The sequence below is a fragment of the Pseudomonas sp. 2957 genome, assembly GCF_031456345.1.
GTDB lineage: Bacteria > Pseudomonadota > Gammaproteobacteria > Pseudomonadales > Pseudomonadaceae > Aquipseudomonas > Aquipseudomonas siliginis.
Genome location: NZ_JAVDUL010000002.1, coordinates 1,007,144 through 1,026,839 on the forward strand (window position 1 = coordinate 1,007,144; position 19,696 = coordinate 1,026,839).

The 19,696-nt window shown below is 58.1% G+C and carries 18 protein-coding genes and 2 pseudogenes; 12 read left to right on the top strand and 8 right to left on the bottom strand.

Annotation, left to right across the window (positions count from 1 at the left end; all coding sequences use genetic code 11):
* Positions 1-65: 65 nt before the first annotated feature.
* The 7 genes from J2Y39_RS10020 to J2Y39_RS10050 all read left to right on the top strand — a co-directional run bounded on the left by J2Y39_RS10020 (position 66) and on the right by J2Y39_RS10050 (position 5,803).
* Positions 66-1,763 carry a copper resistance system multicopper oxidase gene (locus tag J2Y39_RS10020; RefSeq protein ID WP_310217172.1) on the top strand — a complete coding sequence of 566 codons (1,698 nt, stop codon included), beginning with the start codon at positions 66-68 and terminating at the stop codon, positions 1,761-1,763.
* Positions 1,764-1,774: 11 nt separating this feature from the next.
* Positions 1,775-2,644 carry a copper resistance protein B gene (locus J2Y39_RS10025; protein ID WP_310217175.1) on the top strand — a complete coding sequence of 290 codons (870 nt, stop codon included), beginning with the start codon at positions 1,775-1,777 and terminating at the stop codon, positions 2,642-2,644.
* A 32-nt stretch (positions 2,645-2,676) separates the two neighbouring features.
* Positions 2,677-3,051, top strand: a complete 375-nt coding sequence (gene copC / locus J2Y39_RS10030) for a copper homeostasis periplasmic binding protein CopC (RefSeq protein WP_041477271.1) — start codon at positions 2,677-2,679, stop codon at positions 3,049-3,051.
* Between the two features lie 3 nt (positions 3,052-3,054).
* The gene (gene copD, locus J2Y39_RS10035; RefSeq protein WP_310217178.1) at positions 3,055-3,924 is read left to right on the top strand and encodes a copper homeostasis membrane protein CopD; all 870 of its coding nucleotides are present in this window, start codon (positions 3,055-3,057) and stop codon (positions 3,922-3,924) included.
* Positions 3,925-3,982: 58 nt separating this feature from the next.
* On the top strand, positions 3,983-4,768 hold the full coding sequence (locus tag J2Y39_RS10040) for a transporter substrate-binding domain-containing protein (protein ID WP_110646786.1): 786 nt from the start codon (positions 3,983-3,985) through the stop codon (positions 4,766-4,768).
* Between the two features lie 178 nt (positions 4,769-4,946).
* A complete protein-coding gene (locus tag J2Y39_RS10045; protein WP_150634850.1) occupies positions 4,947-5,381 on the top strand; it encodes a YeeE/YedE family protein in 435 nt (144 codons plus the stop codon).
* A gap of 2 nt (positions 5,382-5,383) precedes the next feature.
* Complete coding sequence (locus J2Y39_RS10050; RefSeq protein WP_076563632.1) at positions 5,384-5,803, top strand: DUF6691 family protein; 420 nt, start codon at positions 5,384-5,386, stop codon at positions 5,801-5,803.
* A 58-nt stretch (positions 5,804-5,861) separates the two neighbouring features.
* On the opposite strand, the gene J2Y39_RS10055 is transcribed toward J2Y39_RS10050, so the two are convergent.
* The 4 genes and pseudogenes from J2Y39_RS10055 to J2Y39_RS10065 form a co-directional block, all read right to left on the bottom strand.
* Positions 5,862-6,671, bottom strand: coding sequence for an EAL domain-containing protein (locus J2Y39_RS10055; protein ID WP_052392137.1), 810 nt, complete (start codon positions 6,669-6,671; stop codon positions 5,862-5,864).
* 141 nt (positions 6,672-6,812) lie between these two features.
* Complete coding sequence (locus J2Y39_RS26490; RefSeq protein WP_370695147.1) at positions 6,813-7,685, bottom strand: methyl-accepting chemotaxis protein; 873 nt, start codon at positions 7,683-7,685, stop codon at positions 6,813-6,815.
* Positions 7,686-7,718: 33 nt separating this feature from the next.
* Positions 7,719-8,840, bottom strand: a pseudogene (locus J2Y39_RS26495) (methyl-accepting chemotaxis protein); the annotation flags it as partial.
* 327 nt (positions 8,841-9,167) lie between these two features.
* Positions 9,168-9,304: pseudogene (locus tag J2Y39_RS10065) on the bottom strand (Lrp/AsnC family transcriptional regulator); the annotation flags it as partial.
* A gap of 266 nt (positions 9,305-9,570) precedes the next feature.
* Here J2Y39_RS10065 and dusA point away from each other — a divergent pair.
* Together dusA and J2Y39_RS10075 are read left to right on the top strand one after the other, a co-directional pair.
* Positions 9,571-10,545 (top strand): tRNA dihydrouridine(20/20a) synthase DusA, encoded by a 975-nt coding sequence (gene dusA / locus J2Y39_RS10070; RefSeq protein WP_310217192.1) that lies wholly within the window; start codon positions 9,571-9,573, stop codon positions 10,543-10,545.
* A gap of 27 nt (positions 10,546-10,572) precedes the next feature.
* Positions 10,573-10,992 (top strand): DUF2388 domain-containing protein, encoded by a 420-nt coding sequence (locus J2Y39_RS10075; RefSeq protein ID WP_258706981.1) that lies wholly within the window; start codon positions 10,573-10,575, stop codon positions 10,990-10,992.
* Here J2Y39_RS10075 and J2Y39_RS10080 read toward each other — a convergent pair whose 3' ends face one another.
* Positions 10,993-11,826, bottom strand: a complete 834-nt coding sequence (locus J2Y39_RS10080; RefSeq protein ID WP_252876642.1) for an undecaprenyl-diphosphate phosphatase — start codon at positions 11,824-11,826, stop codon at positions 10,993-10,995.
* 573 nt (positions 11,827-12,399) lie between these two features.
* Here J2Y39_RS10080 and J2Y39_RS10085 point away from each other — a divergent pair.
* The 3 genes from J2Y39_RS10085 to J2Y39_RS10095 all read left to right on the top strand — a co-directional run bounded on the left by J2Y39_RS10085 (position 12,400) and on the right by J2Y39_RS10095 (position 15,862).
* Positions 12,400-13,140, top strand: coding sequence for a winged helix-turn-helix domain-containing protein (locus J2Y39_RS10085; protein WP_150634844.1), 741 nt, complete (start codon positions 12,400-12,402; stop codon positions 13,138-13,140).
* 277 nt (positions 13,141-13,417) lie between these two features.
* Positions 13,418-14,077: a helix-turn-helix domain-containing protein gene (locus J2Y39_RS10090; protein ID WP_310217199.1), complete on the top strand. Its 660-nt coding sequence runs from the start codon at positions 13,418-13,420 to the stop codon at positions 14,075-14,077.
* Positions 14,078-14,467: 390 nt separating this feature from the next.
* Positions 14,468-15,862, top strand: a complete 1,395-nt coding sequence (locus tag J2Y39_RS10095; protein ID WP_095182401.1) for an undecaprenyl-phosphate glucose phosphotransferase — start codon at positions 14,468-14,470, stop codon at positions 15,860-15,862.
* Positions 15,863-16,185: 323 nt separating this feature from the next.
* On the opposite strand, the gene J2Y39_RS10100 is transcribed toward J2Y39_RS10095, so the two are convergent.
* From J2Y39_RS10100 to J2Y39_RS10110, 3 genes are read right to left on the bottom strand one after another with little or no spacing between them, the layout of a single operon-like run.
* On the bottom strand, positions 16,186-18,264 hold the full coding sequence (locus tag J2Y39_RS10100) for a YjbH domain-containing protein (protein WP_252867994.1): 2,079 nt from the start codon (positions 18,262-18,264) through the stop codon (positions 16,186-16,188).
* Complete coding sequence (locus J2Y39_RS10105; RefSeq protein WP_310217207.1) at positions 18,261-19,022, bottom strand: capsule biosynthesis GfcC family protein; 762 nt, start codon at positions 19,020-19,022, stop codon at positions 18,261-18,263. The genes J2Y39_RS10100 and J2Y39_RS10105 overlap by 4 nt, the downstream gene beginning before the upstream one ends.
* On the bottom strand, positions 19,019-19,684 hold the full coding sequence (locus J2Y39_RS10110) for a YjbF family lipoprotein (RefSeq protein ID WP_310217209.1): 666 nt from the start codon (positions 19,682-19,684) through the stop codon (positions 19,019-19,021). Before J2Y39_RS10110 ends, J2Y39_RS10105 begins: the two co-directional genes overlap by 4 nt.
* Positions 19,685-19,696: the final 12 nt, after the last annotated feature.

Sequence of the window (19,696 nt, forward strand, 5' to 3'; positions counted from 1 at the left end):
TCAGCCAACTGAAAGCCGGGGCTGGCTAGTCTCTCTGTCATGAGCCAGACGGGGATTTCCAGCGCATGCCTTCCATTCTCACAAGACGCACTTTTGTCAAAGGCCTGGCCGCCGGTAGCTTGCTCGGCGGCCTCGGGCTCTGGCGTACACCGGTCTGGGCGCTGAACGGCGCCACGCCCGTCAACGAACTGAGCGGCAACGAATTCGAGTTGTTCATCGGCGAAACTCCGGTCAATTTCACGGGTTCCGCACGCACAGCGATGACCATCAACGGCAGCCTGCCCGGCCCGCTGTTGCGCTGGCGCGAAGGCGATACCGTGACGCTGCGCGTGCGTAACCGGCTCGCGGCCGACACCTCGATTCACTGGCACGGCATTCTGCTGCCGGCGAACATGGACGGCGTGCCGGGTCTGAGTTTCCACGGCATCGAACCGGGCGGCATGTACGTCTACCAATTCAAAGTTCGGCAACACGGCACGTATTGGTATCACAGCCATTCCGGGTTACAGGAGCAGGCCGGCGTCTACGGGCCCCTGGTGATCGAAGCCAAGGAGCCAGAGCCCTTCCAGTACGATCGCGACTACATGGTGATGCTCAGCGACTGGACTGACGAAGACCCTGCCAGCCTGATGAAGACCCTGAAAAAGCAGTCCGACTACTACAACTTCCACAAACGCACCGTCGGCGACTTTATCAACGATGTCGGTGAGAAAGGCTGGGGCGCCACGGTTGCCAATCGCAAGATGTGGGCGCAAATGAACATGAACCCTACCGACATCGCCGACGTCAGTGGCGCCACGTATACCTTTTTGCTCAACGGCCAAGCCCCCGATGACAACTTCACCTGGCTGTTCCGTCCCGGCGAAAAACTGCGCCTGCGCCTGATCAACGGCTCGGCCATGACGTATTTCGATGTGCGCATTCCGGGACTGAAAATGACGGTGGTGGCTGCCGATGGCCTGCACGTCAAACCGGTCAGCGTCGATGAACTGCGCATTGCCGTGGCCGAGACCTATGACGTGATCGTCGAACCTGACGCCGAGGCCTATACCCTTTTCGCCCAGGCAATGGATCGCAGCGGTTACGCCCGTGGCACTCTTGCCACACGCGCCGGCATGTCGGCAGCAGTGCCGGCGCTGGATCCGCGTCCATTGGTGAGCATGGACGACATGGGCATGGGCGGTATGGATCACGGCAGCATGGACATGAGCGCCATGGATCACTCCACCATGGGCCCGATGCAAGCCCATCCCGACAGTGAAAACAACAATCCGCTGGTGGACATGCAGGCCATGATCACCGCGCCAAAGCTCGACGACCCAGGCCTCGGCCTGCGCAACAACGGCCGCCGAGTGCTGACCTACGCCGACCTGCGCAGCACCTTCGAAGACCCGGACGGCCGCGATCCGAGCCGCACGATAGAGCTGCACCTGACCGGCCACATGGAGAAATTCGCCTGGTCGTTCAACGGCATCAAATTCTCCGATGCCGAGCCTTTACGGCTGAAATACGGCGAGCGCATCCGCCTCGTGCTGGTCAACGACACCATGATGACCCACCCGATTCACCTTCACGGGATGTGGAGCGATCTGGAAGACGAAAACGGCAACTTTCAGGTGCGCAAACATACCATCGACATGCCGCCCGGCAGCCGCCGCAGCTATCGCGTCACCGCCGACGCCCTCGGCCGCTGGGCCTATCACTGTCATCTGCTTTATCACATGGAAACGGGCATGTTCCGCGAAGTGCGGGTGGAAGAATGAAGAGGCCGATCATGACTCGACTCAGCGTGTTTTCGCTGCTGCTCGCCGGCACCTCTGCCATGGCCGCCGACGATATGCAGGGCATGGACCACAGCCAGATGCCCGGGATGGATCATTCGGCGATGCAGAGCATGGACGACGGCATGATGCAGCCCGCCGCGCCGAGCGAAAGCCGCACGCCGATTCCGCCCGTGACCGACGCCGACCGCGCTGCGGTGTTCACCAGCCCCGGCGGTCATCAGGTGCATGACAGCGTTATAAACAGTTACTTTCTTGCCGACAAACTCGAATGGCAGAACGCCGATGACGGCAGCGCTTTGACCTGGGATCTGTCCGGCTGGATCGGTGGGGATACCGATCGGCTGTGGCTGCGCTCTGAAGGCGAGCGCAACAACGGCAAGACTGAAGACGCGGAAATTCAAGCGCTATGGGGCCACGCGATTTCACCATGGTGGGACGTGGTCAGCGGCGTGCGTCAGGACTTCAAACCCGGCGCACCGCAAACCTGGGCCGCGTTCGGTCTGCAAGGCATGGCGCTGTACAACTTCGAGGCCGAAGCCACGGCTTTCCTTGGCGAGGGCGGCCAGAGCGCGGTACGTCTGGAGGGCGACTACGACATCCTGCTGACCAATCGACTGATCCTGCAGCCGACCGCTGAACTGAATATCTACGGTAAGAACGATCCGCAGCGAGGCATCGGCTCAGGGTTGTCCAATACCGAGGCGGGCCTGCGGTTGCGCTATGAAATCCGCCGCGAATTCGCGCCTTATATCGGCGTGACGTGGAATCGCACTTACGGCAACACCGCCGACTATGCCCGCGAAGAAGACGAGGATCGCAGTGAGGCGCGCCTCGTCCTAGGCGTCAGGCTGTGGTTCTGAATTCTTCTACAAAAACAAACCGGAGACCTTGCATGCGCACATTGACCCTGCCCCTGATATTCGCCAGCGGATTGCTCCTGAGCGCCCTCGCCCAGGCCCATCCGAAACTGCTCTCGTCGACGCCAGCCGAAGGCGCGGAAGGTCCCGCGCCGAACAGGATCGAGCTGCACTTTTCCGAGAACCTGGTCACGCAATTCTCCGGGGCCAAACTGGTAATGACCGAAATGGGTGGCATGGCTCACTCGCCGATGCCGATGAAAGCCAAAGTCAGCGCCAGCAGCGATCCGAAAACCATGCTGATCACCCCGCTCGCCCCGCTGCCTGCCGGCACCTATCAGGTGCAGTGGCGCGCGGTGTCCGCCGACACGCACCCGATCACCGGTAACGTCACGTTCAAAGTGAAGTGAACAATGGCGGACCTGCTCAACATCATCCTGCGGTTCGCCTTGTATGTGGATTTGCTGCTGTTGTTCGGGCTGGCGTTGTTTGGCTTGTACAGCTTCAACACGTTGCTGCAGTTCCGTCGGTTATTGCGTGGCATGGCAGTGACAGGGGCATTGCTGTCAGTGGCCGGGCTGGTGCTGATGACCCGCGTCATGAGTGGCGAAACCCAGCTCGCGGCATTGTGGCCGCACCTGCAGATGATGCTGCTGGAAACAGACGTCGGCCTGGCGTGGGCGCTGCGGATGACAGCGCTGGCCATCGTGGTGATCTGGCCGGGTCTGTGGCCAGCGTCGTTGGCAGGCGCCATTGCTCTCGCTTCGCTGGCGTGGAGCGGGCATGGCGCGATGGACGAAGGATGGCTGCGGTTCTGGCACTTTCTCAGCGACATCTTGCACTTGCTTGCGGCGGGAGCGTGGTTGGGTGCCTTGCTGGCGCTGGTGTTGATGGTGAGCGGGCGGATCGGTGACACACGCCTTCGCCTGCTCGCCGATGCAGTGAAACGCTTCGAATGGGCGGGCGCGCTGATCGTGCTGACGGTGTTGGTCACCGGCGTGATGAATTATCTTTTCATCGTCGGCCCAAGGCTCGACGGAGTGCTGTTCGGCACTTACGGGCTGCTGCTGGCGATCAAGGTGCTGGCGTTTGCCGTGATGCTGGTGCTGGCTGCGTTGAACCGCTTTCATCTTGGACCGTCACTGCAACGATCGCTGCGCGACGGCCAGCACCTCATCGCCGCGAAAGCGCTGCGGCGCAGTGTGGTGATGGAGCTGGCCCTTGCCCTGTTGATCGTGGCGCTGGTGGCGTGGCTGGGCACATTGAGTCCGGACCCGGGATGACACCCGTGGAAGGCTTTCACTACACTGGGCCACCTTCCCTTTCAGAAGCCCGATCTCAATGACAACACTAAAAAGCACGATGATCCTCGGCGGCCTGCTGACCCTGGCGACTGGCGCTCACGCCGACCCGGCCTCGTCTCACCTCGACAGCATTCAGCAACAAGGCCAGTTGCGCGTCTGCACCACCGGCGATTACAAGCCCTACACCTTCAAGCGCAGCGACGGCGACTTTGAAGGCATCGACATCAGCATGGCCCGCTCCCTGGCCGACAGCCTCGGCGTCAAGGTGCAATGGGTGCAGACCACCTGGAAAACCCTGATGCCCGACATGCAGGCCGGCAAATGCGACATCGGCATGGGCGGCATCTCGGTCACCCTCGAACGGCAGAAAAAAGCCTACTTCAGCAACACCCTCGACACCGACGGCAAGATCCCGCTGGTGCGCTGCGCCGACCAGTCCAAATACCAGACCATCGACCAGATCAACCAGCCCAACGTGCGCTTGGTGGAACCTGCCGGCGGCACCAACGAAGCCTTCGTCCACGCCTTCCTGCCCAAGGCGCAACTGGCCCTGCACGACAACGTGACGATCTTCCAGCAACTGCTCGACAACAAGGCCGACGTGATGATCACCGACGCCTCGGAAGCGCTGTATCAGCAGAAACTCAAACCCGGTTTGTGCGCGGTGAATCCGCATCAATACATGCAATACGGCGAGAAGGCTTATCTGCTGCCGCGCGATGACATCAGTTGGAAACTGTATGTCGATCAGTGGCTGCATTTGAGCAAGGTCACTGGCAAGTATCAGCAGACGTTGAGTGAGTGGATTGCGGTGCCGCAGTAAGCCAAGGAACCCGGCCGACGCGCGCATTGAGGGAACGGTTCGCTCAATGCACGCGTTGGAAAAAAATGGCAGCCGTTATTCAAACAGCACACGGTTGCTACACTGAAATCACAGCGACACGTGCGCATCTGCCGCGATGCATACCGCACATCCACCGCTACTGCGCTTGAGGCGTCCCATGAATGTCGACTGGCTCAATTTCACGCCTTGGTCTTCCCTCGCCGGCGGCGCGCTGATCGGCCTGGCCGCGAGTCTGTTCGTGGTCGGCAATGGGCGTATTGCCGGCATCAGCGGCCTGATCGGCAGCCTGCTGCAAAGCAACCGTGAAGGCGCCAGTGAGAAGGCGCTGTTCATCCTTGGCCTGTTGGTCGCGCCACTGCTGTGGGGATTGTTCAAGGCGTTACCGCCGATCGAGTTCCAGAGCGGCTGGTCAGGGCTGATTCTCGCAGGGTTATTCGTAGGGCTTGGCACACGCTACGGCTCAGGTTGCACCAGCGGCCATGGCGTTTGCGGCATATCGCGCCTTTCGCCACGTTCGATGCTCGCCACTGCCTGCTTTATGCTCAGTGGGTTCCTCACCGTGTTTGTCCTGCGCCATCTGACGGGAGTTTGAACGTGCTCAAACTGAATGCATTCCTGGCCGGCCTGCTGTTCGGCGTCGGGTTACTTCTGGCGGGCATGGCCAATCCAACAAAAGTCCTGGCGTTCCTCGACGTGGCCGGGGCCTGGGATCCCTCGCTGGCATTGGTCATGGTGGGCGCCATTGCCATCGCTATCGGCCCGCTGACCTGGGCACGCCGGCAACGCAAATCGGTACTGGGCAACCCCATGCAACTACCCGCCCGAAAAGAGCTGGACCGACGTCTGGTTGGTGGCAGCCTGCTGTTCGGGGTCGGTTGGGGGATAGCCGGCATCTGCCCTGGCCCGGCAGTGACCATCCTGTTGACAGGCCACTGGCAAGCAATCGTTTTCGTATTGGCGATGCTCGCAGGCATGGGGCTATTTACGCTGCTGGAAACCCGACGCAACCCGTGACCGCAGAACAACCGACATTAAGGCGCAGGGCACCCACGGCAGCCAGTGTTGGTGGTGATCAATGTTTTGCACAAGATCGCGGATTGGATGATCTCCCCTGCCACGCACTCGTCGAGATCTGCGCCAATGATTTAAAGGCCGGCCTGGCGAACCAGTAGCCCTGCATCAGGTAAATGCCGCAATCGGCGAGAAAGTCTCTTTCCTCGGCATCTTCTATGCCCTCGGCGATCACTTCCACGCCCAACTCTCTACACATGTTCACCACGTTGCGCACGATGGTCTGGCGTACGCGGTCACGGTGAATATTGCGGATCAGCGCCATATCCAGCTTGATCAGGTCTGGCTGAAAATCCGCCAACAAGTTAAGGCCGGAATAGCCTGCGCCAAAGTCGTCGATCGCCGTCTTGAAACCAAACTCACGATACTCACGCAAGATATTCATCAAATGCTTGTTGCTTTCAACGTGCTCGCCTTCCACGGCCTCAAAGATCAGCCGCTCCAGCGGAAAGCCGTATGTGCGCGCCGCTTCCAGCGTGCTGCGAATACACATCTCCGGCCGGTAAACGGCATTCGGCAGAAAGTTGATCGACAGGTACTGCGTCATGCCCAAGTCAGCCGCCGTGGAAATCGCCCGCACACGACACAGTTGATCGAATCGATAACGGTTCTGATCGTCCACCTGCTCCAGGACAGACAAGGCGCCTTCACCGTTTACGCCGCGAACCAACGCTTCATGGGCAAACGTCGTTTGATCGCGCAGATCCACAATGGGCTGGAAAGCGAAGGCGAAATCCATCTCTGGCACACCTTTGTTCCTACAGCCCTGGCAGCCACCGGGAGACGCGAATGATTTTGGAAAGTCGGTCATGAACCACCTGATGACGGCGTGCAACCTTCCATGGCGATAAATAAAACAGCTGCTGGCCTTAGTTATCTGCAAACAAGGCAATAACTGTAGCCCTGCGGCGCCTGAATAGTTGAAGGCACCGCGTGCGCCAAGTTGAAAAGATCAGGTGCGGAAATGCGCGGTCATTCGCTGCAGGTCCTGCCCCAGGGACGCCAATTCGATCGTCGCCGCCGCACTTTCTTCGCTGGCGACAGCCGACTGGTCAGCCACATCACGCACACTGACAATGCTGCGGTTGATTTCGTCGGCCACGGCACTTTGCTGCTCGGCGGCGGCCGAGATCTGCAGACTCATCTCCTGGATCGTACCGATGGACTGATTGATCTCGGTAATCGCCAATTCGGCCTTCTGCGCCAGTACCACCGTATCGAGGGTGCGTTCGCGGCTTGAGGTCATCAGCGTCGCGGCCGCTTGCGTGCCTTGTTGCAGGGTAACGATCAGCGCTTCGATTTCCTTGGTCGAGTCCTGCGTGCGCTGCGCCAGCGAGCGCACTTCGTCTGCCACCACAGCAAAACCACGACCCTGCTCTCCCGCCCGCGCGGCTTCGATAGCGGCGTTCAACGCGAGCAGATTGGTCTGCTCGGCGACGGCTTTGATAACATCGATGACTTTGCCGATCTGCTCGCTGTCCTGAGTCAGCACGTTCATCGCACCGCCCAACTCCTCAATGGCCATGGCAAGTTCGCTGATCTGCACCGTCGCCTGCTTGACCACCGTGCTGCCATGGCGCGCCTGCTGATCGGCGAGGGTCGCGGCAGCGGAGGCATCGGTGGTGTTACGCGCAACTTCCTGCACCGTCGAAGCCATTTCGTGCATCGCTGTGGCAACTTGATCCACTTCACTTTTTTGCTGACGTACACCTGCGCTGGTCTGCTCGCTCATGGCCGAGAGCTTTTCCGCAGAGGTGGAAATCTGCGTGACGCCATTGCCGATACCTTGCACCAGCGTGTTCAGGTTCTGCGCCATCTCCTGCATCGCATTTTGCAGATCGCCCAACTCATCTTTGCGCGCAGACCTGGCCTGTACCGTCAGGTCGCCTTTGGCAATCCGTCGTGCCAGATCAACCGTCAGCGCTAGCGGCGCAGTGATCTGGCGCGAGATGACCACCGAAGCCAACAGCCCGATCACCAGCGCCAACGCAGTCAATACCGCCATCTGAATAAAAGCCGAATGCTGATCCTCATGTGCAAGGCGCTGCTGGGTGTCCATCAGGCCACTCATGATCTTGTCCATCGCCTTGCTTTCCTGGTCGACCTGCTCGCGCATGTTCTGCTTCTGCTCAAACAGCCCGGCCACTTCCACCAATACTTCGCGATAACGCCGCATGCCGGAGTGGGCTTCTTCCAGTTGGCTCGACAGCGCCGTCGGCAGGCTGGTGCGCGCCTTGCTGATATCACTCAAGAAGCTATCGATGGTTTCCATCAGCAGTTTTTTGTTCACGTCGTTGGGCACCGCGATGTAACGACGCAACATCAGGCGAAACGTGGTCATGCCATTGCGCAAATCGGCCACCGTGCGCAGCTCCCGAACGCGTTCACCATCGGCAGACGCCAAGGCACTGGTCGTGGTGCCTTCAAGCATGCCGGCAAAAGTTTGCGCGTACTTGTCCGACAGCGCCGTCAGCGGTTTCAGCGCATCGGTGGTCGACTGATCGGCCGCGATCAGCCGTTTGACCTTCTGGTCGTAGGCAACAATCGTGGTTTGCAAAGCCTTCAGGGCTTGCTGGTTCTCAGCACGGGTCAAGGTGTCCAGCGCCTTGCCCACAAGGCCCTGCAAGACATTCAACTGCGCGTTATAGGACTCGGCGAAGGCTGCGTCAGCGGCGGCTTCGTACTGTTTCTCGGACAGACGCATATTTTGCGTAGCGTCATTCAACGTGCCGATCAGACGCGTCGTACTCAAGCGATCAACCAGCACGCTGTTGCTGTTATAGCCAATGAAGGCAACCGCCAAAACGGCCAGCAGAAGAATGCCGAAGCCGGTTCCCAGCTTGCGGGAAACTTTGATGTCACCGAGGAAATTCGATGCTACTGCCATATTCAGCCTCAAACGTCCTGACGCGAAACGCCAGGCACAAAAAATTGATCTCCGGTAACCACAGTCACCGTCCAGACATTCGGGGGTCGTCATCCAGGGCGTAATACGGGACGCTCCAGCTGTCCCGGAAATGCAAATGCCGATGCTGTTGAAGCGTCGAAAAAGACCCGACGCGAGCACCGGCAGACAAACCCAGCACGTCGCAACAGAGCATTTTCAGGCTGGATTTATCGTTTCAGCAAAGGTGTCTGAAGGGATGCTATTAATTTTGCGAAAACTTGTACAACTTTATATTTTTGTATAAACGTTGAACTTTTTGACTGGCGTGATGACGCATTGCCATCATGATTTGTGGCACATCGCTATCGGCGTGAAACGGGGGCTGAAAATGCGCATTCAAACGCTTGGCGACTCAATCCTTTACCAGGTGGGAATGGCAATACGCCTACCGGTCGTGGCCTCGCGCAAGCACGGGACTCAATAGAGGCAATCCCCATCTGACGCCGGAGCACCTGCTCGATGAAGTTGCTGGAGCTATCAAGATCCTCTGCCAGCAATCCAGATCGCGTAGTCCGTTTCCGGGGCGAAAATGTGGCTGTCTTGGTAGACTTGCACTCCATTCCGCCGGATGCGGTGTAGCGCATGCTGCCATCCGCCAGTTTTCATGTCCTGACAGCTGCCATAAACGAAAGTGGTACGCATTGGCTTCGAATTGGTACATCGTACCAACCAGATGCTGAACACCCTTGAAAACGCCCAAAAGCACGCCGAAAACACGTTGAGTAAAATGGTCCAGAATCAGAGCTTCAGCCCAGTAAAATCCATGCCTGAGCCGTCTCGCCGCTTCAGTGTGGCGCCCATGATGGATTGGACGGACCGCCACTGCCGGTACTTCCTACGCCTCCTGTCGAAGAACGCCCTGCTCTACACCGAAATGGTCACCACCGGCGCGCTGCTCAACGGCGATCACGAGCGTTTCCTCCGCCACAACGAAGCCGAGCACCCGCTGGCGTTGCAGCTCGGTGGTAGTGTTCCGCTCGATCTCGCTGCCTGCGCGCGCATGGCGCAGGAACATGGCTACGACGAGGTGAACCTCAACGTCGGCTGCCCAAGCGACCGTGTGCAGAACAACATGATCGGCGCGTGCCTGATGGGGCATCCGCAGTTGGTGGCCGATTGTGTGAAGGCGATGCGTGATGCGGTGTCGATTCCGGTGACGGTGAAGCACCGCATCGGCATCAATGGGCGTGACAGTTATGCCGAGCTGTGTGATTTCGTCGGTACAGTGCGGGATGCCGGGTGTACGAGTTTTACCGTGCATGCGCGGATTGCGATTCTGGAGGGGTTGTCGCCAAAGGAGAATCGCGACATTCCGCCGTTGCGTTATGACGTCGCGGCGCAGTTGAAGGCGGATTTTCCGGAGCTGGAGATTGTGCTGAATGGCGGGATCAAGACGATGGAGGCCTGCCATGAGCATCTGCAGACGTTCGATGGCGTGATGTTGGGGCGTGAGGCTTATCACAATCCGTATTTGCTGGCGGAGGTGGATCAGCAGTTGTTCGGCAGTTCGGCGCCGGTGATCAGTCGGGCTGAGGCGCTGGCGCAATTGCGGCCTTATATCGCCGAGCATTTGCTGGCCGGTGGTGCGATGCATCACATCACGCGGCATGTGCTGGGCCTGGGCACGGGGTTCCCGGGAGCGCGGAAATTCCGTCAGTTGTTGTCGGTGGATATTCACAAGGCCAAGGATCCGCTGGCCTTGCTGGATCAGGCGGCTGAGTTGCTTGAAGGTCGTTGATTGATGGTTTGAGTATGCGGGCGACGCATGAGCGTTGCCCGCTGTTTTGATGTACTGACAGGATGTCTTTTGTTTATGCCCGCGTTTAGTTTTTCTGCTTTCAAGCGTTTCACCCTCCTCGCCTTATTCAGCTTCACTTCCGACGTTTATGCGCACTGCGATGGCTTTTGCATGGGCCGTACCGATACGCCGTGGGAGGTGACGCAGCTTTCCGGCTTCACTTTGGTGTCTTTAATCCTCGCACCTATTTCGTCTAGCCAGGAAACGACCGACAGTCACAAGCGTGTTTACTCCGCCGAGGAGCAAGAAGACGCGCGACTCTATCTGGCCAGCGACGGCATGCTGCAGGCCGCATATTTCACCTCGGCCTTGCAGCGCTTTCGTCAGGAGTCGTCGGATTCGACGTTAAACGATCTCGCCGTGGCGGCGTTGATCAGCGCGCAGTGATCAGGCGGCCGCAGCGGCGGTCCAGTTCACCCAGCCGAACAGCCACGTCGCCAGAATCAACAAACCAAACGCGATCCGATACCAGGCGAACGCGGCATAGCTGTGGTTGGCGATAAATTTGAGCAGGCCACGCACGGCGATCATGGCGAAGATGAAGGCTGTGACGAAACCGAGGGCGAAGACTGGCAGGTCGTTGGGTTGGAACAGGTCGCGGTATTTGTAGCCGGAGTACACGGCGGCGCCAACCATGGTCGGCATGGCGAGGAAGAACGAGAACTCGGTGGCGGCTTTGCGCGAGAGGCCGAAGAGCAGACCGCCGATGATGGTCGAGCCGGAGCGTGAGGTGCCGGGAATCATCGCCAGGCACTGTACGAAACCGACCTTCAACGCGTGAGACCAGCGCATGTCGTCGACATGTTCGACGCTGACCACATGGCTGCGCTGCTCGGCCCACAACATGACGATGCCGCCGACAACCAGGGCGACGGCAACGGTGATCGGGTTGAACAGGTATTCATGAATCGCGTCGGCGAATAACACGCCGAGGATAACGGCCGGGAAAAACGCGATCAGCAGATTAAGGGTGAAACGTTGCGCGTTGCGCTCGGTGGGCAGGCCTTTGACGATATCGAAGATCTTCGGACGAAACTCCCAGACCACAGCAAGAATGGCCCCCAGTTGAATAATGATGTTGAACGCCATCGCGCGTTCGCCGCCAAACTCGAGCAGGTCGGCGACAATAATCTGGTGGCCGGTACTCGAGATGGGCAAAAACTCGGTCAGGCCTTCAACCGCGCCTAATATCAATACCTGGAAAAGGGTCCAGAAATCCATTAATCCTCCGTCAGTGCACTCAGGGTGAGCGACCAGTCAATAACACTCAGGGGTTGAGTATCCGAGTTACACAATTGGCGCATATGAAGATCTAAAGAGATCGCAGCCTTCGACAGCTCCTACATGTGGAATGCATTTCCATGTAGAAGCTGCCGAAGGCCGCGATCCTTTGATTTCGAAGAATAGATTTAACGGACTGCCACACTCAAGTCATGTTAGTAATCGTCGGCCGACGAACTAAACTGAAAAAATTTACATCTATTACTAAAAATATTTCAGTTCAGATATGAAGTGTGATCAACTTCACACATTGTTGGCATGGCCAATCAATGGCAAAAGGACATAGACAAAGCCATCGCCATAAGCTCAAAATAGTGGCACCATTGCATATAGCCATCACTTATCCATTAGTTCACAAGCCCGAGAAAATCAACTAAAAGCCTGAAAAGCTTAGTTATTGTTAGAAAACTCGGGAGACACGTCTAAAATCCGCGTAAATGTTACCAATTGTCAGTCACAGATGAGAACCGGTGCTTTAACATCCCGATGTCAGCACCTAATTCGAGTCAACGCATGATGCTCTCAGGGAACTTGGCGACTAGAAGTCCGCGCCCGACAAATGATGAATCCGGTGTTCTTGCTCTGGGTCGTACACTGGGTGTGGCTGATCATTTGAGATCGCTGATCGCAAAGCACGTGCAGCCCGATATGATCCTGGAAACAGGTGCTTTCACTAGTTCGTATAAGCAGCACGGTTACATCGGTTCCTACCGCGCCATCTTCGTCATCATCGATAATCCACAAGCTATCGAAGAAAATCTGGCCCTGGTGCAGAACCTGCGCGATGACAACTTGAAGCCGCTTATTTGCGCAATTGTCACCGGCCGCGGCGCCGTCAACAAGATCAAATATTTCCTCGCCGGGGCGGATGCCTGTATCAAGCTCAACACATTGAGCGATGACAGCGAAGACTTGTTGGCGGAGTTCTTCAACAGCGAAGACTGGCAACGAGATATCAATCTGACGCTTGATCCGACGCGGATCTGCCTGATGGACAGTCGGCGCAAACTCGATATTTCTTTCGCCGAAATGAAGATCCTCGAAGCCTTTGCGCACACCGGCAATCACATTCTGAGTCATGATGAAATCGCCAGCATCATGGGCCTCAACAGCAATTTCTACGACCCTCGAGCACTGGAAAAATCAATCAGTCGCTTGCGTGGAAAAATCAAGGACATGTATGGTACAAACGCGATTCAGAGTATCCGCGGCTACGGCTATCGCCTGATGCGGGGCCTGATATCGACTGCCTGAGTCTCGGGCAGTCTTCCCTTTTGCATACGTACGAAGGATCGTCTGATGCAGCCATATCGTTCCAATTGCGCCTCATACTTATTAAAACTCAAGCACTTGAATGAGCACGGCATCACGCCACATAACAATAAAACTCCATAACATAGCAGCAGATCGAGTGGAATTTATCGATGGCCATTTTCGGCCAGAACCCTGCCTACGATTACTTCCGAGGAAGTCATTGCTCGCCTGCCGATTTATCTTTTAGCCAATTTTGGTGTGTATTTAGGAGAGAGACATGGAAACGAGTACAACCCTCCCCAGAAAATATTTTGTTGTTGTGACGCACAGCACAACGTCGCAACGTGAACTGGAAAGCATCTTGTCCAGTGAGCGTTTCAATTCGTTTGGCACGTCGCAGGCACAAATGTTTGTTGAAGGTGTTGCTTCGCCCTCTTCCGCCCCGATGGTCATGGAATTCAGTTACCCGAGCCTAAGTCGAAAGAACGTTGCGCGCAGTATCGAACATGATACTCAACGCATACTGGCCACTCTTGAAAATGAATGGCGAGCCGCGCAAACAGACAATCCGTTTCAAAGCTTCCCGACCCGCAGTGCAGAACGCGCTCATATCTCCAATGTCTGCGAGAGCACTGAGCCTTGCAGCGACACCTGGCATCTTGACGATGAACAAGGCGTGCTGCTCAAGGACAATGTTGCGATCAGCCTGACTGGCCTGGAAACCGCTCTGGTCAGGAAAATGCTGAGCCATGAAGAGCGCGTGGTCAGTCGTGATGACCTGATCATGAGTATTGGCCGGGAACCGGAACAATACCGTGGCCTGGAAATGTGCCTGAGCCGGTTGCAGGACAAGTTCAAGAGTGCGAGTAATGGCGAGCGATTGTTCCGTGCCGTAAGAAATCGCGGATATTGCCTGATCCAGGAAGTCGTAGCGTAATCACCGGCGCCACTAAAACCGAGACAAACAGATATAAAGTGCGACTACAACAACAAGAAGAGCACTCTGTCTGGTTTTCCCTCCCTGATTCAATAAAAGCTTCCCTGCCTCCACCCTGCAACAGTAACAAATACCCCCTCGGCTTTTCATCCCCCGCTCTACGACCTTTTCTAACAGCCATCTATTTAATTATTAAAAAGTTGGCACTGTGCCATCTTGTTAGAACTCGTCAGACACCATTCCCGGCAATAACTTAGTCTATTGGCTGACGACAGTTCGGCTCTCGATGTTGTTACCTCAAGACACTCGCTAAAACAAAAACAATAAGTCTGCATAACAACTCGGCTTTCAACTGTTGAAACCTGAATGGACGTCTTTTGGGGATATCGTATGGATCTTTCTCTCAGTATTAATCGAAGCACGGGCCTCAAGGGACTGACCTTTTGGGGCCAATGGGCGCTGGCACAGGCTTTCGTTGTGACGCTGCTGTTCATTCTCGCTGAACAGCACACCGGCACCGTCGCGTTCTACTACCGAATGTGCGCCACCCTCGCCGTCCTGGCTTCGGTGCCGGCTTACACATTCAGCGGCGTTTATCGCAAACGCGACAACTACCTGACCGGCCTCGGCCGCTTGTTCATGGGCTGGTCGATGACCATGGCCGCGCTGGCGTGCATCGCGTTTGTCTGCCAGGCCGATGAGCTGTTTTCCCGTCAGGTGATTCTGAGCTGGGCGGTGTACGGCTTCCTCGGTCAGGCGTTCCTCTACGCGCCGCTGCATGCGTTTTCCAAGTTCTACCAGCGTTCGCGTAAAAGCGAACACCGGACGCTGATTGTCGGCACCGGCGAACTGGCGTTGGGCCTGGCGAAAAAACTCAGCCAACTGGAAAACCTGCCGCTGATCGGGCTGGTCAGCAACGGAGACAAGCCCGCTCTCGGCTCCGATGCACCGCGTATCGTTGGTGCTCAGGACGAGTTGCTTGAGCTGATCGAGGCCCACGACATCCGTCGTTTGTACATCACCCTGCCCCTGTGCGAAGCCGCGAAAATCGAAGCGATGTATGTCGATTTGCTCGGCGCCAACGTCGATGTGGTGTGGGTGCCGGACTTGAACAGCCTGACCCTGCTCAACCACTCGGTGAAAGTCGTGGACGGCCTGCCGGCGATTTACCTGAACGAAAGCCCGCTGACCAGCCGCCCGACCGCTGCTCTGAGCAAGAGTCTGGTTGAGAAAACCGTGGCGTTCCTGGCGATCATTGCGCTCAGTCCGCTGCTGTTGATCATCGCTCTGGCGGTGAAAATCAACTCGCCCGGCCCGGTGTTTTTCAAGCAGGACCGCCATGGCTGGAACGGCAAGGTGATCAAGGTCTGGAAATTCCGCTCGATGCGTGTCCACGATGACCGCGAAGTGAAACAGGCCAGCCGCAATGACTCGCGCATTACCGCAGTAGGTCGTTTTATCCGCCGTACTTCGCTGGATGAGTTGCCGCAGTTGTTCAACGTGTTGCAGGGGCACATGGCGCTGGTGGGGCCACGGCCGCATGCGGTGGCGCACAACAATTACTACTCGGGCAAGATCCTCGCTTACATGGCGCGTCACCGAATCAAACCGGGCATCACTGGCCTGGCACAGATCAGCGGCTGCCGGGGTGAGACCGACACCATCGACAAGATGCAGAAGCGTGTCGAGATCGACCTGCAGTACATCAACAGCTGGTCGTTGTGGCTGGATCTGAAGATCCTCGTGAAGACGCCGTTTACGTTGTTGTCGAAGGATATTTACTGAGGCTCAGCGCTGCAGATCACAAGGGGACGAAAGTCCCCTTTTTTGTGGGCGGGATTTTGGTAACCGGTATCGACTACCGGCACAAACCTTGTAGGAGTGAGCCTGCTCGCGATGGCGGTGGGTCAGTCAATGACGATGTCGGCTGACACGAAGCTATCGCGAGCAGGCTCGCTCCCACAGGGATTCGGGTGATGACCTGGATGTGTGGCGTGACGCCGATCAACTGTGGGAGCGAGCCTGCTCGCGAAAGCGGTGTGTCAGGCACTGGAGATATTGGATGTGCCGGACCATTCGCGAGCAGGCTCGCTCCCACAGACCAGCGCCTACTCGGTAATCTTCTCGAAGTTGCGATAGAACATGTCCCCTTCCCGGCTATCCGTCATCGAGTGCAGTTGATAGCTGCGGCTCAGTCTGGCGCCGCCATCTCGAGTCAGTGGCGCCCAGACCAGGTTGGCGCGGCGCATGGTCGACATGCTCATCATTTCGTCGAACGGGATCGACAGGTACAGGCCCTTGTCGAAACTACCTTCGCCATATTCGGCGCTGCTGGCCGTGGTGATGGTTGCCCAGGCACCGACCCGCACACCATTGAAGAACTCACGCGAGATGTCCACGGTGGTGCCCCAGTCTCCGGCCAGATAGCGACCGACACTGACCGCCGCCAGCGTGTCGAACGGCAGGTCGGTATAGCCGGTGATATGCCCGGTCACTACCGAGTAATCGCGCAAGGCAAAGCCCTGATCGAAATCACGCTGGCGCACCCAGTTCAGATCCGCGCCCAGCGACCAGCGCTCGCCGGTCGGGCGGAACAACACTTCCGCGCCGACGCCGGCAAACATCGATTCCAGATAGCCGCCGTACACCATGCCGTACAGATCCTTGTCCAACTGCTCGGCATGGCTGAGCTGGAACAACGGCATGGTCGTGTTTGACGTGGTCAGGTACTGGCGCAAATCCGTGCGCACGCGGGGCAAACCGCTCGGTGCGTCGTAGACGAATTTGTCGAAGTTGTTGACCAGGTTGGCGCTGAGCAAACCGCTCCACCAAGTGTTGCGGTTGAAACGATATTCCGCGTCCGCATCGGCACTGAATTGATAGAGCAAACCATCCGGGCCGCCGACGTTCTGCTTGAAGCCCAGACCCACGCCATAGCTGAAATGCTGCGGCGCTTCGGTGTAGAGGGTCTTCTCGTTGCGCGGCATCGCCGGGTTGATTTCGGTGGTGCGGTGCAGCGACTCCAACGGTTCTTCATTGTTGATCACTTCGCGGAAGGTCTGGCGCGGCAGGCTGGTTTCTTCCAGCGGCAGGTCGTAGCGCTTGTTGACCACGGTAAACCAGTCGATGTCGTCGTTGACGCTGTTGTCGAGAATCCGGCTCGCGCGGCCAACGGCTTTGGACGAATGGAAATACCGCTGCTGCTCGCCGTAGACGATCAGTTCGGAATCGCGCTGACTGATGCGCTCGACCTTGTACCCGGCGTTCTGCTGCAAACGCCGCGACACATCGGCCCAGTTGACCTGTTCCATCGAGGTCGTCGGCGCCTTCGCCGGCAGCGGTTCGGGGGTCGGATCGTAGGTCTTGGCCGGCGCCTTGCGGCTGACGAAATTGGTGTGAAAGGTCACGCCGAACATCGCCGTATTGCCCCGTTCCCAGGCAGCGCTCAGATCGATCGAATCGGTCACCTTGAACACCGCGCCAAGGTTGATCGGCGAGTCCTGTTTGATCTCGTTGTCCTTCGGCTCGTTCTTGTAGTCGTTGCCTTCGAATTCCAGCTTCAGGCTCAGCCGATCCCACGGCGTCTGGTAGCTCACGCCACCGAACAGTGAAGGCTTGCCGCGAAAGTACGAGCCGGAGTTGACGTCGCCGGTGCCTTCCAGCGCCGGGCGCGTATCGAAGCGATTGCTGACGTAGCCCAGCGGGTTGTCGAAGTCGCCGCGATTACCGATGTAGCCCCAGGCAATGCCGGCGCTGAAGTCGAAATTGTCGAAGCGCTTGTTGGCGACGAAGAATTCGCTGGAGAACAAACCGGTACCACCGATATCTCGGAAGCCCAGCGCCACTTCCGGCGCCCAGTGGCTTTCCTGCCAAAGGCGCACTTTGGCGTCGACCGCCTTGTCCTTGTAGCTTTGACTGCCGCTGAGGGCCTCCGAGCCGTACGGCCGGTTGGTGATCGCGGTGTAGCGGAACGAACCTTCGAGCCAGTCCAGCGGCTGCAACGACACGCTGTAGCGGCTGTACGGGTCGGTGCGGTTGGCATTGACGCTCAACTCCCCCGCCGGGGCCATGCGCGCCGTCGGCGTCTGCAACAGACCGGTGCCTCCGAAGTCATTCTGGGTGATGCGCGGCTCGGCGTGAGCCAGACCGCAGGGCAATAACAACACAGCTGCAAAACGTAACTTCAACGAACCACCTCGGCCAGCTGCGTGGCAATGAATTCGGCCAACTGCTGATTCAATTCAGGAAGAGGCGGATCAAGATCATCATTTTTTATCGGCACCAGAATCCTGCTGCCGGCCACCGGAAACTGCCCGGACTCGCGATTCCAGTGCGCGATGCCGACGCGCCGCGACACGCCGTTGGGCTGGATCAACCACAGGTAATCGGCCTCGGCATCGTCGAGAATCGAGCAGCCTTCGAGATATTCGCGGGCCTCCTGCAATGGCTGGTACGGCAGGTGGCACGGCTCGGTGACCGCGCCCAACACCTGCACTTCATCAACCCGTTTCGGATAGATCAGCCGATCGCCGTCATCCAGGCGAATGTTGCGTGCGAAGCCGACTTCCACCGCCACCGGATCGAGGTCAGCGATCTGCCGTCCGGTCACTGGCATTTGCCGGACTTCTTCAGCAATGCGCTGTGCCAATGCCGCGCGGCTTGGCCGATCAAACAGCGTCGCCATGCGCTGCAGCACCTCGAGATCGAACAGCACACCAACCTTGAGCCGTGTCTGTTCCTCGACCAGCGACTGGCGCAACAAGCCGCCCGCCAGCCAATAGCCTTCGGCATTGGGCACGGCTTCGCTGATCACATCGAACAGGCGTCCACCCGGCGGCAATGCAATCGGCCCGGGATTGGCGACGTCGCCGGACACGATGACGGCGGCCTGACTCGCCCCTGCGATCAGCAAAAGACCCGCCGCGATTAGGCTTAAGCGCTTCACGGCAGATGCCTGCGGTCAGGAGTCAATTGCACCAGCTTCACGCGCAGTTGCGAGGTCAGTTGTTGTTCGCTTTGCAGAATGAAACCGTCGCGCGGGTCGACCCAGTAACGGTTGGTCGCGCTGAGGCCGATGGCTGGGGCGTCGATCTGTTCATCGACGCGCAGCACCGAGTAAGCCTTGTCGAGAATCTCCAGGGTCTCGGTGGAACGGCGCGAAAAGCGGCTGTTGACGATCACGCCGACTTCCTGGCCCTTGTACAGATCGATCCAGCGCCGTGTGGTGAAACCGTCGGCGACGTGATGCAGGCCGTGCTTGAACGGCGAATCATCGGCCAGCCGTGTGCCATCCAGATCACCTTGCAGACCGAGGCCGATGCTGCGCACGGCGAGGCCATCGCGCAGCAGCAACACCTGCTTGCCGGAGGCGACCCAGAATTGCAGGTCTTCGCGCTCGCGCACCAGCGCCAGCACGCCTGAGCCGGACGGTGTGGTCAGTTTCAGTTGCGGGTAGTTGACCCCGGCGACCTCAACTGCTGTCACATCAACCTCGTCGGGGCCGACGACGGCGGCCTTGAGGTTGTTCAGCGACGCGCTCATCAGAGGATTGCAGCCGCACAGCAACGAGGCCGCCATCAGGCAGACGCCCACTTTCAATAGGTTCACAGTCGGGCGGCC

Bases quoted from the DNA above. Each gene is read 5' to 3' on its own strand.
- J2Y39_RS10040 (WP_110646786.1), top strand. From the start codon at position 3,983: ATGACAACACTAAAAAGCACGATGATCCTCGGCGGCCTGCTGACCCTG.
- J2Y39_RS10045 (WP_150634850.1), top strand. From the start codon at position 4,947: ATGAATGTCGACTGGCTCAATTTCACGCCTTGGTCTTCCCTCGCCGGC.
- J2Y39_RS10080 (WP_252876642.1), bottom strand. From the start codon at position 11,826: ATGGATTTCTGGACCCTTTTCCAGGTATTGATATTAGGCGCGGTTGAA.
- copC (WP_041477271.1), top strand. From the start codon at position 2,677: ATGCGCACATTGACCCTGCCCCTGATATTCGCCAGCGGATTGCTCCTG.
- J2Y39_RS26490 (WP_370695147.1), bottom strand. From the start codon at position 7,685: ATGCAGGAGATGGCGCAGAACCTGAACACGCTGGTGCAAGGTATCGGC.
- J2Y39_RS10075 (WP_258706981.1), top strand. From the start codon at position 10,573: ATGAGCGTTGCCCGCTGTTTTGATGTACTGACAGGATGTCTTTTGTTT.
- J2Y39_RS10090 (WP_310217199.1), top strand. From the start codon at position 13,418: ATGGAAACGAGTACAACCCTCCCCAGAAAATATTTTGTTGTTGTGACG.
- J2Y39_RS10025 (WP_310217175.1), top strand. From the start codon at position 1,775: ATGACTCGACTCAGCGTGTTTTCGCTGCTGCTCGCCGGCACCTCTGCC.
- J2Y39_RS10095 (WP_095182401.1), top strand. From the start codon at position 14,468: ATGGATCTTTCTCTCAGTATTAATCGAAGCACGGGCCTCAAGGGACTG.
- J2Y39_RS10020 (WP_310217172.1), top strand. From the start codon at position 66: ATGCCTTCCATTCTCACAAGACGCACTTTTGTCAAAGGCCTGGCCGCC.
- J2Y39_RS10085 (WP_150634844.1), top strand. From the start codon at position 12,400: ATGATGCTCTCAGGGAACTTGGCGACTAGAAGTCCGCGCCCGACAAAT.
- copD (WP_310217178.1), top strand. From the start codon at position 3,055: ATGGCGGACCTGCTCAACATCATCCTGCGGTTCGCCTTGTATGTGGAT.
- dusA (WP_310217192.1), top strand. From the start codon at position 9,571: ATGCCTGAGCCGTCTCGCCGCTTCAGTGTGGCGCCCATGATGGATTGG.
- J2Y39_RS10055 (WP_052392137.1), bottom strand. From the start codon at position 6,671: ATGACCGACTTTCCAAAATCATTCGCGTCTCCCGGTGGCTGCCAGGGC.